The 12,762-nt window shown below is 65.4% G+C and carries 10 protein-coding genes and 2 tRNA genes; 8 read left to right on the forward strand and 4 right to left on the reverse strand.

The window, feature by feature from the left end:
* The first annotated feature begins 1 nt into the window (after window position 1).
* Complete coding sequence (locus G453_RS0117725; protein ID WP_027192108.1) at window positions 2–3,148, forward strand: molybdopterin-dependent oxidoreductase; 3,147 nt, start codon at window positions 2–4, stop codon at window positions 3,146–3,148.
* 491 nt (window positions 3,149–3,639) lie between these two features.
* Here G453_RS0117725 and G453_RS0117735 read toward each other — a convergent pair.
* Both G453_RS0117735 and G453_RS0117740 read right to left on the reverse strand, forming a co-directional pair.
* Window positions 3,640–3,717, reverse strand: a tRNA-Glu gene (locus tag G453_RS0117735).
* Between the two features lie 19 nt (window positions 3,718–3,736).
* Window positions 3,737–3,810 (reverse strand) — tRNA-Gln (locus G453_RS0117740).
* 83 nt (window positions 3,811–3,893) lie between these two features.
* On the opposite strand from G453_RS0117740, the gene G453_RS0117745 reads away from it, so the two are divergent.
* Window positions 3,894–4,607, forward strand: a complete 714-nt coding sequence (locus G453_RS0117745; RefSeq protein ID WP_027192109.1) for an SPOR domain-containing protein — start codon at window positions 3,894–3,896, stop codon at window positions 4,605–4,607.
* Window positions 4,608–4,906: 299 nt separating this feature from the next.
* On the opposite strand, the gene G453_RS0117750 is transcribed toward G453_RS0117745, so the two are convergent.
* Entirely contained in the window at window positions 4,907–5,209 is a 303-nt protein-coding gene (locus G453_RS0117750; protein ID WP_027192110.1) for an integration host factor subunit alpha, read from the reverse strand.
* A gap of 24 nt (window positions 5,210–5,233) precedes the next feature.
* A complete protein-coding gene (locus G453_RS0117755) occupies window positions 5,234–5,653 on the reverse strand; it encodes an HIT family protein (protein WP_027192111.1) in 420 nt (139 codons plus the stop codon).
* Between the two features lie 83 nt (window positions 5,654–5,736).
* On the opposite strand from G453_RS0117755, the gene G453_RS25015 reads away from it, so the two are divergent.
* From G453_RS25015 to rlmN, 6 genes are all read left to right on the forward strand, one after another.
* Entirely contained in the window at window positions 5,737–6,804 is a 1,068-nt protein-coding gene (locus G453_RS25015; RefSeq protein WP_407635556.1) for a radical SAM protein, read from the forward strand.
* Entirely contained in the window at window positions 6,801–7,928 is a 1,128-nt protein-coding gene (locus tag G453_RS0117765; RefSeq protein WP_027192112.1) for an amidohydrolase family protein, read from the forward strand. Before G453_RS25015 ends, G453_RS0117765 begins: the two co-directional genes overlap by 4 nt.
* A gap of 71 nt (window positions 7,929–7,999) precedes the next feature.
* Window positions 8,000–8,932 (forward strand): aspartate carbamoyltransferase catalytic subunit, encoded by a 933-nt coding sequence (locus G453_RS0117770; protein ID WP_027192113.1) that lies wholly within the window; start codon window positions 8,000–8,002, stop codon window positions 8,930–8,932.
* Window positions 8,933–8,935: 3 nt separating this feature from the next.
* Window positions 8,936–10,216 (forward strand): dihydroorotase, encoded by a 1,281-nt coding sequence (locus G453_RS0117775; RefSeq protein ID WP_027192114.1) that lies wholly within the window; start codon window positions 8,936–8,938, stop codon window positions 10,214–10,216.
* Between the two features lie 14 nt (window positions 10,217–10,230).
* Window positions 10,231–11,556, forward strand: a complete 1,326-nt coding sequence (locus G453_RS0117780) for an HD domain-containing protein (RefSeq protein WP_027192115.1) — start codon at window positions 10,231–10,233, stop codon at window positions 11,554–11,556.
* Window positions 11,553–12,638, forward strand: a complete 1,086-nt coding sequence (gene rlmN / locus G453_RS0117785) for a 23S rRNA (adenine(2503)-C(2))-methyltransferase RlmN (protein WP_051272586.1) — start codon at window positions 11,553–11,555, stop codon at window positions 12,636–12,638. The genes G453_RS0117780 and rlmN overlap by 4 nt, the downstream gene beginning before the upstream one ends.
* Window positions 12,639–12,762 lie beyond the last annotated feature (124 nt).

Below are 12,762 nucleotides of genomic sequence, written 5' to 3' on the forward strand. Positions count from 1 at the left end.
TATGGACCGCAGAGACTTCCTGAAATCCTCCGCGCTTCTCGGCTGCGCCCTGGCCGCAGGTGAAGGCCTCGCCCAGGCCGCTACGCCCGGCGATGCGCCCCAGAGCCCCTACCAGGGCTACAAGCCCGAGGGCATGATCTTTTCGGCTTGTCAGCAGTGCAACACCCAGTGCGGCATCAAGGTGAAGATCGAGAACGGCAACGTGGTCAAGATCGACGGCAACCCCCTCTCGCCGTGGACCCTGACCCCGCAGCTTCCCTACAAGACCCCCATGGCCGAGGCCGCGCTCATGGACGCCCCCCTGTGCCCCAAGGGCTACGCGGGCATCCAGACCCTGTATGACCCCTACCGCATCGTGAAGGTGCTCAAGCGGGCGGGCAAGCGCGGCGAGAACAAGTGGAAGGCCATCCCCTTCGAGCAGGCCGTGGCCGAGGTGGTTGAAGGCGGCGACCTCTTCGGAGAGGGCAAGGTGGACGGCCTGAAGGACATCCTGACCTGCCGCGATCCCAAGATATCCGACGCCCTCAGGAAGGACGCAACCGAAGTCGCCAACAAGAAAATGACCCTGGCCGACTTCAAGGCCAAGCACGCCGAGAACCTCAAGTACCTCATCGACCCGGACCACCCGGACTTCGGCGTGAAGAACAACCAGTTCTGCCTGAACTGGGGACGTCTGAAAGGCGGGCGCAGCGAGTTCGTCCGGCGCTTCACCGAGTTCTCCGGCGGCTCCTACAATTACCATGGGCACACCACCGTGTGCCAGGGCTCGCTGTACTTTTCCTGCAAGGCCATGTCCGACCAGTTCGAGGAGGGCAAATTCACCGGCGGCTCCAAGTTCTATTGGCAGGCCGACACCGGCAACGCCGAGTTCATCTTCTTCGTGGGGGCGAACCCCTTCGAGGCCAACTACGGTCCGCCGCTTCGCGCAAGCAAGATCAGCCAGCTCACGGCGGACGGCGTGAAGATCGCCGTGGCCGACCCTCGCTGCTCCAAGACCGCCGCCAGGGCCTGGAAGTGGCTGCCCGTCAGGCCCGAAGGCATCGGCGCGCTGTCCCAGGCGATGATTCGCTGGATCATCGAGAACAAGCGCTTCGACGCAAGATACTTGGCCAACGCCAACCAAGCCGCCGCCAAGGCAGACAAGGAGCCCACCTGGACCCAGGCCTGCTGGCTGGTGAAGCTCTCTCCCGAGGGCAAGCCCACGGTATTCCTGCGTGGCTCGGACCTGGGCATGGAAGCCCAGAAGCGCCCCACCAAGGACGGCAAGTCCGAGTGGAGTTTCGACCCGTTCATCGCCATTAGCGACAAGGGCGAGCCCGTGCTCTTCGACCCCAACGACGACAAGAACGTTGTGGAAGGGCAGGTGCTCTATTCCGGCGACCTGGGCGGCATCCCGGTGAAGACCGCGCTCCAGGTGTACGCCGACGAGGCCAACTCCAAGAGCTTCGACGAGTGGTGCAAGCTGGCCGGGGTGGACTCCGCCGATGTGGCCGAGATCGCCCGGGAGTTCACCTCCCACGGCAAACGCGCGGTGTGCGACCTGCACCGGGGCGTGTCCCAGCACACGTCCGGGTTCCAGAACGTGGTCTCCTGGATGCTTGTGAACGTGCTGATCGGCAACCATGACTACATGGGGGGGCTGTCCAAGGCCACCACCTTCACCCACGACGGATCGCGCGAGGGCCAGCCTTTCAATCTGACCAAACATCCGGCCAAAATGCCTGGCTGGGGCATCTCCATCATCCGCCACGGAACCAGCTACGACAAGTCCTCGCTGTTCACCGGCTACCCGGCCAAGCGCGTGTGGTACCCCTTCGCCTCGGACGTCTACCAGGAGGTGATCCCCAGCGCCGGGGACATGTACCCCTACCAGCTCAAGTGTCTGCTGCTCTACATGGGCACCCCCGTGTATTCGCTTCCAGCCGGGCACGCCCTGGCAGCCATCCTGGCCGACCCCAAGAAGATACCGCTGTTCATCACCTCGGATATCACCGTGGGCGAGACCAGCATTTACGCTGACTATGTGTTCCCGGACCTGACCTACCTGGAACGCTGGGAGTTCGTGGGCTCGCATCCCTCCATGGCTCCCAAGGTGGGCGCGTTCCGCCAGCCCGCCGCCAAGCCCATGACCGAAACCTGCACCGTCTATGGGCAGCAGATGCCCATCAACTTCGAGGCGTTGCTTTTGGGGCTGGCTGAGAAGCTCAAGCTGTCGGGCTTTGGTGAGGACGCTTTCGGCAAGGGGCTGCATCTGAAGCACCAGGACGACATGTACATCCGCATGGTCGCCAACCTGGCTTTCGGCGATAAGGCAGACGGCACCGAAAAGCTGCCCCCCGCCTCCAAGGAGGACATGGACATCTTCCTGAAGGCCCGCGCGCACCTGCCTCCCACGGTGTTCGACGCCAAGCGCTGGGAGGCGCTGGTCGGCCCCGAACTGTGGCCCAGCGTGGTGACCATCCTGAACAAGGGCGGGCGCTTCCAAGAATACGCCCAGGCCTACAAGGACGGGCAACTGGCCAACAAGTACGGCAAGATGGTGGGCATCTACTTTGACAACCTCTTCAAGGCCAAGGATTCCATCACCGGAAAGCCCTACCTGCCCTTCGCAGGTTTTGTTCCCGGCCCTCTGGACGTGGCGGGAAATCCCCTGCCGGACGCCAAGGACGGCTACGACCTGACGCTCATCACCTACAAGGCCATAACCCAGACCAAGTCCCGAACCTCGGGCAACTACTGGCTCCAGGCCCCGTACCCCGAGAACTTCGTGGAGGTCTCGGCGGCGGACGCGGCCAGGATGGGCCTCAAGGACGGCGATGCGGTCAGGGTGCTCTCGGCCTCCAACCCCGAAGGGGTCTGGGACCTTGGGCCGCTTGGCAAGAAGCCGGTGGTTGGCAAGGTGAAGGTGCTCGAAGGGCTTCGCCCCGGCGTGGTCAGCTTCTCACTGGGCCACGGGCACTGGGCTTACGGTGCGGGCGCGTGGGAGATCGACGGCAAGAAGATCACCCCCGATGCCAGACGCGCGGCGGGCATCCACGCCAACGCGGCCATGCGGCTGGACCCGGTGCTGAAGAATACCGGTCTGGTGGACAAGATCGGCGCGAGCGCGGTGTTCTACCAATCGCCGGTAAAACTGGTGAAAGCATAGGTATCATGTGTGAGGCCCCTCCATAGGGGCCTCACTTTCTCTGAAGACAAGCGTGTAGAGACTCTTCGCCCTAGTAGGAAGGCATATCCATACATGCAGATGCGGCAGAGGTCTCGGGCAAGCCGGATGCAAGGGAGAGGCATGAGAACATTATTCCTGGCTGTCGGCTGTGCTCTCAATCCGCCAAGCACAAGTCGCTTTAATCAATATTTGTCATCCCCAACCTCAACGACTGCCGTCATCCGAGCGTGTACCTCTCTCTTCTCCACATAGAGGCCAGCGGCCTTGCCGCGCGCGACCTCAGCCGTGATAGCCGCGCCCAACTGTCCGGCCTCCGCCGCCTTGTCTCTCAAGGCCGCCAACGTGGACAGGTGCTGATCGAGCGTGAGCATGGCCTTTAAAGCGGCAGGAGGTGGCCGATAGAACTATATCCACCCACTATATCCGAGGCCACGAAAAAGGGGCTTACTTTCGTAAGCCCCTGAATTCGCTGGCGTCCCCAAGGGGATTTGAACCCCTGTTAACGGCGTGAAAGGCCGTCGTCCTGGACCAGGCTAGACGATGGGGACGCGCTACATATTGTCAAAGTGGCTGGGGGACTAGGATTCGAACCTAGGTTGACGGAGTCAGAGTCCGTAGTCCTGCCGCTAGACGATCCCCCAGCACGGGAGGAGAGGAACTATTCCGAAACCGCCAGGTTGTCAACCCGGTTGCGTGATTTTTTTCTTTGTCCTAGTCACTTCGCATGCGCGCGCGTTTTTTCCAGGCCTTGCTTCTGCTGCTGGCGGCCCTTGTGGCCGCCTCCTGCGCGTCTCATGCTCCGCGCAAATCCTCGGGCAAGGCCACCCAGCGCGCCTACACCATCAAAGGCAAGACCTACCAGCCCATCCCCAACGCCCAGGGCTTCAGCGAGGAGGGCTACGCCTCCTGGTACGAGCCGGGCTGGTTCTCGGGCAAGACCACGGCCAACGGCGAGCGGCTGCGTTCGGGCGACCTCACCTGCGCCCACAAGATCCTGCCCATGAACACCATGGTGCGGGTGCAGAACCTGGAGAACGGCCGCGAAACCACGGTGCGCGTCAACGACCGCGGCCCCTTCGTGTCCGGGCGCTGCATCGACCTGACCCCCGCCGGGGCCAAGGCCCTGGGCATCTACGGCAAGGGCACCGCCAGGGTGCGCATCGCCGTGGAGGGCGACATCCCCGGCCTGGAGGAGGGCCACCTGCCGGGACCATTCTACGTGCAGCTGGGAGCCTTCGCCGTGCGCGAGAACGCCGAGATCCTTCTCGGTCGCATGACGCGGCGCGGCTACGCTGGCTCACGCATGCAGGAGGGCGACCAGAGCGGGCTCCGGCTGTGGCGGGTGCAGGCGGGCGTGTTCGCCAGCATGGAGGAAGCCATGGCCGTGCGGGAGCTCATGTCCGTGGAGTTCCCGGACGCCTTCGTGATGGCGCGCTGACAACGGCCCGGCAGGCGCATGCTCCCGACCGCCGGGAGGCGGGAATTCGCCGGGGACCAACGGAGTTGGACAAAGGGCGCGACCCCGGACAGCCATGCCTGATGTTGCGGCAAAACTGCCTACAGGCTCCGACCCATGCGGCAAAAGCGCGCAGTCTTCGGGAACTGCCGGGTGTCTCGATGAATGCAAAGCCGGGCAGCCTTGCCAGAAGGCGCGACGAAGCGGACCACTGGCTTCCCGTATCCGGGAAGCCCGCAGCCCGCTTGGAATCGTCGCTGCTGCCGCCGGGCGGCGACAGCCTAAAGCACTTCGTCGGGATTTAATTCCGCGCGGAACTTGCGCGACAGGCGAAACACCACCACCTTGCGCGGCGGCAGGACGATGGAGTCGCTGGTTTGAGGGTTGCGGCCCTTGCGGGCGCGCTTGTCGTACGCGTCGAACTTTCCGAAGCCCGAAATGAGCAGCGAGTTGTCCTTCTTGATGGCCTGCTTCATGATGTCCAGCAGGTTGTCCACCAGGACCTTCACCTCGGCGCGGTTCTTTTCGGTTTTTTCGTAAATGGAGTCGACTATGTCGGCTTTCGTGAGGGTCTTCCCGCTCATGGGGGCCTCCGGGGCTTCGAGTGGTTATCGGATGGTGCCAGATATTTTCAGAGCCGTCAGGCCCATTTCTTCAGGGCTGTCGTAGCTTTTCTGGGGCCACAGGGTCAGGCCGTCGTCGGCGAATCGAGGAATCAGATGCCAGTGGGCGTGCATCACCAGCTGCCCGGCTGCCACGCCGTTGTTCATGCCCAAGTTCATGCCCTGCGCTCCCAGCCCGTCCTTCAGGGCCTGGCCCACGGTCTGGACTGCGACGAGCATCTCGGTGGCAAGCGAAGCGGGCAGCTCCCAGATGTTCTCGTAGTGCGCCTTGGGGATCACCAGGGCATGGCCCTTGTTCACCGGGGCGATATCCAGGAAGGCCAGCACCGTGTGGGTCTCGTAGACCTTGGCGCAGGGGATCTCCCCCCGGATGATTTTACAGAAGATGCAATCTTCGACGATCATGGCTTCCTCACGGTGTCCGGCAGCGCGCCTAAATGCGGCGACACTGGTTTTTCTAACCATCTGCTAGCGCGGGAGAATTTTTTTTGCAAGAGGCAATTGAAAAAGACCGTCCACTTTATGGTCCGTTTTTTTTCCCGCACCCGGCTCCGACCCAGCCGCAAGGCCGCGCCAGACGCCGAATCCTGCCAGTTTTCATGCCCCAGGCAGGGTGTCCAAAACGCTGTATTTTTTGCACTCCGGACGCTCGCCAGGGCCGACCCCAGGACCATCTGCCCGCCGCTTTGGAGTCCATGAGGGCCGATCTGGACGCCGCACAAGGGGAAGCACCCCTGGAAGTGGCCTTCTACGGGGGCACGTTCACGGCCCTGCCACCGGTCTGGCGCACCCGTTTTCTGGAAGAAGCCGCACGCCGCAAACCGTGCGGGCAGGTGGCCGCCATCCGCTGCTCCACACGGCCGGACGCCTGTCCGCCCGCCCTCATGCGGGAACTGGCCGACCAAGGCCTGGACATGGTGGAGTTGGGCGTGCAAACCTTTGACGACGCCGTGCTTGCGGCTGCCGGGCGCGGCTGCGCGGCCCGCGACGTGGAGGACGCAAGCCGGGCGGTGCGCGATGCGGGTCTGGGGCTCGGGCTGCAACTGCTGCCGGGCCTGCCCGGACATGCGCCCGGCATGCTGGCCGAGGACGTGCGCCGCTGCATCGATATCGCGCCCGATCTCGTGCGCCTGCATCCCTGTCTGGTGCTGGCCGGGACGCCCCTGGCCGAACTGTGGCGTTCAGGCGGCTACCTGCCCTGGGATCTTGACGAAACCGTCAATGCGCTGGGCAGCGCCGTACTTGCCCTGTGGCGGGCCGACATCGCGGTGACGCGCATCGGCCTTGCCCCGGACCCGGCCCTGGAGGCGGCCATGCTGGCCGGTCCGCGCCACCCGGCGCTTGGCACCATGGTGCGGGCCAGGGCGTTGTTTCTGGACATCCGGGAACGGCTGGGCTCGCGCCGGGGCGTTGCCTTGCGCGCCCCCCAGCGCCTGAGCGGCGAATTCTGGGGCGTCAGGCGCGGGCTGGCCCCCGAATATCAAACACTGGGCCTGGACGCCGCCTCCGTGCGCTTCGAGGACCGCGAAGACTTTCAACTGGATGTGCTCGCATGATGCTTGACGACACCTATACGCTCCGCGCCCGGCGGGTGGCGGCCATGCTGCCGGGGCGCGAGGTCATTGCGGACGGCGCGGTGATGGTGCGCCAAGGGCGCATTGCCGACGCCGGGTCCTGGCAGGAGCTCAAGGCCCGCGCCCCGCAGGACGTGCGCGACCTGGGCGAGGTGACGCTCCTGCCCGGACTGGTCAACGCCCACGCCCACCTGGAGCTCTCCCACCTGGGGCTACCTTCCGCGCAGGGCCAGGGCTACTTGGCCTGGGTGCGCTGGCTCGTAAGCCAGCCCGTGGCCGACCTGGACGCCAAGGCCCTGGCGCGGGCCGTGTCCCAGCTTTCGGCCTGCGGCACGGCGGCGGTGGCGGACATCACCAGCCGCAACGCCGCCCAGGTGGCCAAGAGCCTGGAGGCCGCAGGCATGCGGTACGTCATGCAGTTCGAGCGTTTCGGCTACCTGCCGGACGCCCCCCTGCCGGACATTGCGCTTGAGCATCTCTCCCTGGCCGGGCACGCCCTCTATTCCACCAGCCCGGAGTCCCTGTGCGCCGCCAAGCAGTGGGACGATGCGCTCGGGCGCGTGTTCTCCATCCATCTGGCCGAGCACGCGGGCGAGGTGGAGCTTCTGGCGCATGGCACGGGCGACTTTGCGGACTTCATGCGCCTTCGCATCCTGCCGCCGGAGTTTTCACCCCCGGGCCTGACTCCGGTTGGCTGGGCCGACGCCCTGGGCCTTCTGGACGCGCGCACTTTGGCGGTTCACGCCGTACACGTGTCCCAGGCGGATATCGACATTTTGAAGGCTCGCGGTGTTACGGTCTGCCTGTGCCCGCGCTCCAACGCAATCATCGGCGTAGGCCGCGCGCCCGCCCGCGCCTATCTGGACGCGGGCATCCCGTGCTGCCTGGGGACAGACTCCCTGGCCTCCGCGCCGGACCTGAATCTGTTTGAGGAGCTGCGCGCCCTGCTGGAACACACCGGCCTGAGCCTCGCGGAGGCCGTCCGCCTCCTGAGCGCCAACGCGGCAGGCCTTTTGGGCTTCTCCTGCCTGGGGAGCCTGGCTCCGGGCATGGCCGCGCGCTTCTCCGTGCTGCCTGGGGACCTGGAATCGGCACTGGATGATTGACGCCTGCGCATAAGGTATGGAAAATACCCGGCGCGAACCTCCCCCGGCCACCCCCCACCCCAAGGAGCCTTATGACCTGGCCACACAAGGACCTTCTGGATGTCACTCAGCTCTCCAAGGCCGACGCCCTGGAAATTCTGCGGGCGGCCAAGTCCTTCCAGGAGATAAATTCACGGCCCGTGAAGAAGGTGCCCATTCTGAAGGGCAAGTCCGTTGTCCTCTTCTTCGCCGAGCCGTCCACCCGCACCAAAACCAGTTTCGACGTGGCGGGCAAGCGTCTGTCCGCCGATACGTTCTCGCTGCAGAAAAGCGGCAGCTCCCTGGTGAAGGGCGAGTCCCTCAAGGACACCGTCCTCACCCTCCAGGCCATGAAGCCCGACGGCATCGTCATGCGCCACAACATGAGCGGCGCGGCCCAGTTCATCGCCGAGCGCCTGGACTGCGCGGTGATCAACGCGGGCGACGGCTGGCACGCCCACCCCACCCAGGCCCTGCTGGACGCCTTCACGCTCACCGAGCGCTGGGGTTCGGTCGAAGGCAAGACCGTGCTCATCCTGGGCGACATCACCCACAGCCGCGTGGCCCGCTCCAACGTCCATCTGCTGCGCCTCCTGGGTGCCAAAGTTCGTCTGTGCGCGCCCAAGACGCTCCTGCCCCACGCGGTTTCCACCTGGAACGTGCCGGTGTACTCCGAGCTTGACGAGGCCGTGCGCGGCGTGGACGCCGTCATGTGCCTGCGCCTCCAACTGGAGCGCCAGCAGGCCGGGCTGCTGCCCGACGTGCGCGAGTATTCCCGCCGCTTCTGCATGACCACGGCACGCCTGGCCAAGGCCGCCAGGAACGCCCTGGTGCTGCACCCCGGCCCCATCAACCGGGGTTGGGAAATCGCCTCGGACCTGGCAGACGCGCCCGAGAGCCTCATTCTCGATCAGGTGTCCTCGGGCGTGGACGTGCGCATGGCCCTTCTGCACCTGTACCTCACCCGCAAGGAACGCAAGGAGTAGCCCGTGTCCCAAGCTGATCTCGTCGTACGCGGCGCGGCGCTGGCCGAAAGCCCTCAGGCCCCCGTGGACCTGTTCGCGGCCAAGGGGCGCATCCTGGCCCTGGTTCCCGCCGGAACCCGGCCCGTTCCCGAAGGGGCCAAGGTGGTGGAAGCCGAAGGCATGCTGCTTTTGCCCGGCCTCACGGACGTGCACGTCCACCTGCGCGAACCCGGCCAGGAATGGAAGGAAACCATCGCCACCGGCCTGTCCGCCGCCGCCAAGGGCGGCTTCGTCAACGTGATGTGCATGGCCAACACCGACCCGGTGAACGATCAGGCATCGATCACCGAGACCATGCTGGACAAGGCCGCCAAGTCCCACCCGCGCGGGCCGCGCCTGTTCCCGGTGGGCGCGCTCACCCTGGGCCTTGAGGGCAAATCCCTGGCTCCCCTGGAAGAGCTTCGCGCCGCAGGCTGCAAGGCCTACTCCAACGACGGCCGCCCCGTGGCCGACTCCGAACTGTTCCGCCGCGCCCTGGAATACGCCTCCGACCTGGGCATCCCGGTGATCGACCACTGCGAGGACCCGTATCTGGCCCCCGGAGCTGGCGTGAACGAAGGCGAAGTCAGCGCACGCCTGGGCCTTCGCGGCGCTCCCGCCTGCGGCGAGGCCATCCAGGTGGCGCGCGACTGCCTGCTGGCCCAGTATCTGGGCGTGCCGATCCATCTGGCGCACATTTCCAGCAAGATGAGCGTGGACGTGATCCGCGAGGCCAAGGCCAAGGGCGCTCCCGTCACGGCGGAGACCTGCCCGCATTACCTGATCCTCACCGAGGAGGCCTGCGAGGACTACGACACCGCCGCCAAGGTGAACCCACCGCTTCGCACCCGGGCGGACCAGCAAGCCTTGCTTGCGGCCCTGGAGGACGGCACCATCGACGTGCTGGCCACGGACCACGCGCCCCACGCCTCCCACGAGAAGGAAACCCCCTTCGACGAGGCCCCCAACGGCATCTCCGGGCTGGAAACGGCCCTGTCCGTCACCTGGGAGCTGGTGGCGCGCGGCGAACTCTCGGCCAGAACGCTCGTTTCGGCATGGTGCGTGCGCCCGGCTGAGATCTTCGCCCTGCCCCTGAACCGCTTCCAAGAGGGCGACCCGGCGGACTTCATCCTGTTCGACCCCTCGGCCCGCTGGACCGTCACTCCCAAAGCCCTGGCCTCCAAGGGCAAGAACACCCCGCTCATGGGGCGCGAACTGACCGGAGTGGTCAGGGCCGCCTATGTGGCGGGCAAAAACGCGCTCTAACTCCTGGAGTTTTCATGAGTCAGTCTTTCAAGGACGCCGTAGGCATCTGCAAGGCCATCATCCGCAACGGGTACGACGCCTACGTCATCAACGCCAGGCTGCAGAAGGCCCTGCTGGCCGGAAGCAACCAGCCCGAGTTGGACGTCTGCACCGACGCGGGCCTCGATGAACTTCAGAAGCTGTTCCCCAACGTCTCCCAGGAGCGCGGCGAATCATTCGCACGCCTCAAGGAAGGCGAGACCCTCATCAATTTCTATCACGCCGACGCCGCCGACGCCTCGCACCCCGAGGAATGCCTGGTGCGCCTGACCTCGCGCCTGGCCAAGCGCCTCACCGAGACCGAGGAGCTGCCGCCCAACCTGGCCTGCCCCTACCTGCCCCGCACCGAGGACCCCCTGGACGGCTTCGCCGACTTCTCCGGCGGCGTCATCCGCTTCAAGGGCATCCAGGACCAGACGCTCAGGCAGGACTACCTGCGCGCCATCCGCGCCATGCGCTACGCCGCCAACTTCGGCCTGCCCATCGGCCCCAACTCCTGGATGGCCATCCTGCGCGCCGGACAGCGCGTGCTGGACTACGTGCCCGTCTCGGACATCATGGACGAATGGCGCAAGGTCGAGGCCGAGAACATGCACGTGTTCGTGCGGCTCCTGTACGAATCCATGATCCTGCACGGCCTGCTGCCCGAAATCGCGGCCCTGGCGCGCATCAAGCAGAAGAAGAACGACACCGAGGACGAGTCCGTCTTCGAGCACACCCTGAATGTGATGAAGCACTACCCGGACGAACTGCCCTACGACTGGTTCGGCACCCTGTCCTGCCTGTTCCACGACGTGGGCAAGCTCCACACCGCCGAAATCGTCGACGGCCAGTGGAACTTCCACCAGCACCACCGCGTGGGCGCCAAGGTCGCCCGCAGGCTGCTCTCCAGCCTGCGCATGCCCCACGACGAGATCGACCTGATCTGCCATCTGGTGCGCCATCACATGCGCTTCCACTTCATGCTCACCGACAAGGGCATCCGCCGTTTCAAGGCCCTGGACGAATACCCGCGCCTGATCGAGCACGCCCGCGCCGACATCAAGGCGCGCGGCGGCACCTACAAGGAATTCAACCACAACATGAAAATGCTCGACCGCACGGAGATCCGCGAGGAAGAGCTCGAACCGCTGCTCAACGGCAAGGAAATCATGACCATCCTGGCCATCCCCCCCGGACCCGCCGTGGGCGTGATCCGCGACGCGCTGCTCCAGGCCCAGGTCATGGGCGACGTGCAGACCGTGGAACAGGCAGTGGACTTCGTGAAGAAGTACTCCGCCCGGGAGCAGCTGAACGGATGACCCAGTCCGCCAACGCGCCCGCGTCTCCTGACCAGGGCGACCGGCCCAACCTGCTGGACCTGAGCTTCCACCAGCTGGAAGACTTCGTCACGCGCCTGGGAGAACCGCCCTTCCGCGCGCGTCAGGTCTGGCAGTGGCTGTGGCAGAAGGGCGCAGCCTCCCCCCTGGAGATGACCAACCTCTCCAAGGAAATGCGCGCCCGTCTGGACGAATCCGCCGTCATTCGTCTGCCCGTCATCTCCAAGCAACTCCAGAGCAGCGACGGCACCATCAAGCTGCTCCTGGACCTGGGCGAAGGCGTTGGCATCGAGACTGTGCTCATCCCGGAGAAGACCCATTACACCCAGTGTCTCTCCAGTCAGGCCGGGTGCGCCATGGCCTGCACCTTCTGCCGCACCGGGCAGATGGGCCTGACCCGAAACCTCACCCACGGCGAGATTCTGGGCCAGATTCTGGTGGCCCGCACGGTCCTGGCCTCGCTCGACACGAAGCTTTCCCTTCGGAACCTTGTGTTCATGGGCATGGGCGAGCCTCTGCTGAACTACAACAATCTCCTGCAATCGCTTGAGTCGCTGCACCACCCCCAGGGCCTCGACTTCTCCTCGCGCCGCGTCACCGTGTCCACCGTGGGCATCGTGCCCGGCATCCTGGAGTTCGGACGCGCCGGGCTCGGGGCGCTGGCCGTGTCGCTGCACGCGCCCGATCAGGCGCTGCGCGAGAAGCTCATGCCCAAGGCCGCCAAGGCGCTGCCGCTGGACAAGCTCCTGGAAGTGCTCAAGAAAATACCCCTCAAGCCGCGCGAGAACATCACCTTCGAGTACGTGCTGCTCGGCGGCGTCAACGACTCGCCGCAGCAGGCCCGCGACCTGGTGCGGATTCTGTCGCACGTGAAGGGCAAGGTGAACCTCATCGCCTACAACGCGTCGCCCGGACTGCCCTACGACGCGCCCTCGCCCGAAGCCGTGGAAGCCTTCCAGAAGATCCTCTGGGACAAAGGCATCACTGTCACCCTGCGCAAGAGTAAAGGCCGCGACATCTTCGCCGCATGCGGGCAGCTTCTCGCCGCCAGCGCCGACGAGTAGGACGGGAGGGAATCGGGCTCCGCCCGACCCCGGCAGGGCTCTGCCCTGCACCCGCCAGGGGAGAAGCCTCCCCTGGACCCGGCTATTCGCTTCGCGTAAAGCCCTGCTACAGTTCAGATTCCTG

The sequence above is a fragment of the Fundidesulfovibrio putealis DSM 16056 genome (assembly GCF_000429325.1).
In the GTDB taxonomy this organism is placed as follows: domain Bacteria; phylum Desulfobacterota; class Desulfovibrionia; order Desulfovibrionales; family Desulfovibrionaceae; genus Fundidesulfovibrio; species Fundidesulfovibrio putealis.

Coding starts and splice junctions, on each gene's coding strand:
- G453_RS0117725 (WP_027192108.1), top strand. CDS start 2: ATGGACCGCAGAGACTTCCTGAAATCCTCCGCGCTTCTCGGCTGCGCC.
- G453_RS0117745 (WP_027192109.1), top strand. CDS start 3,894: ATGCGCGCGCGTTTTTTCCAGGCCTTGCTTCTGCTGCTGGCGGCCCTT.
- G453_RS0117750 (WP_027192110.1), bottom strand. CDS start 5,209: ATGAGCGGGAAGACCCTCACGAAAGCCGACATAGTCGACTCCATTTAC.
- G453_RS0117755 (WP_027192111.1), bottom strand. CDS start 5,653: ATGATCGTCGAAGATTGCATCTTCTGTAAAATCATCCGGGGGGAGATC.
- G453_RS0117765 (WP_027192112.1), top strand. CDS start 6,801: ATGATGCTTGACGACACCTATACGCTCCGCGCCCGGCGGGTGGCGGCC.
- G453_RS0117770 (WP_027192113.1), top strand. CDS start 8,000: ATGACCTGGCCACACAAGGACCTTCTGGATGTCACTCAGCTCTCCAAG.
- G453_RS0117780 (WP_027192115.1), top strand. CDS start 10,231: ATGAGTCAGTCTTTCAAGGACGCCGTAGGCATCTGCAAGGCCATCATC.
- rlmN (WP_051272586.1), top strand. CDS start 11,553: ATGACCCAGTCCGCCAACGCGCCCGCGTCTCCTGACCAGGGCGACCGG.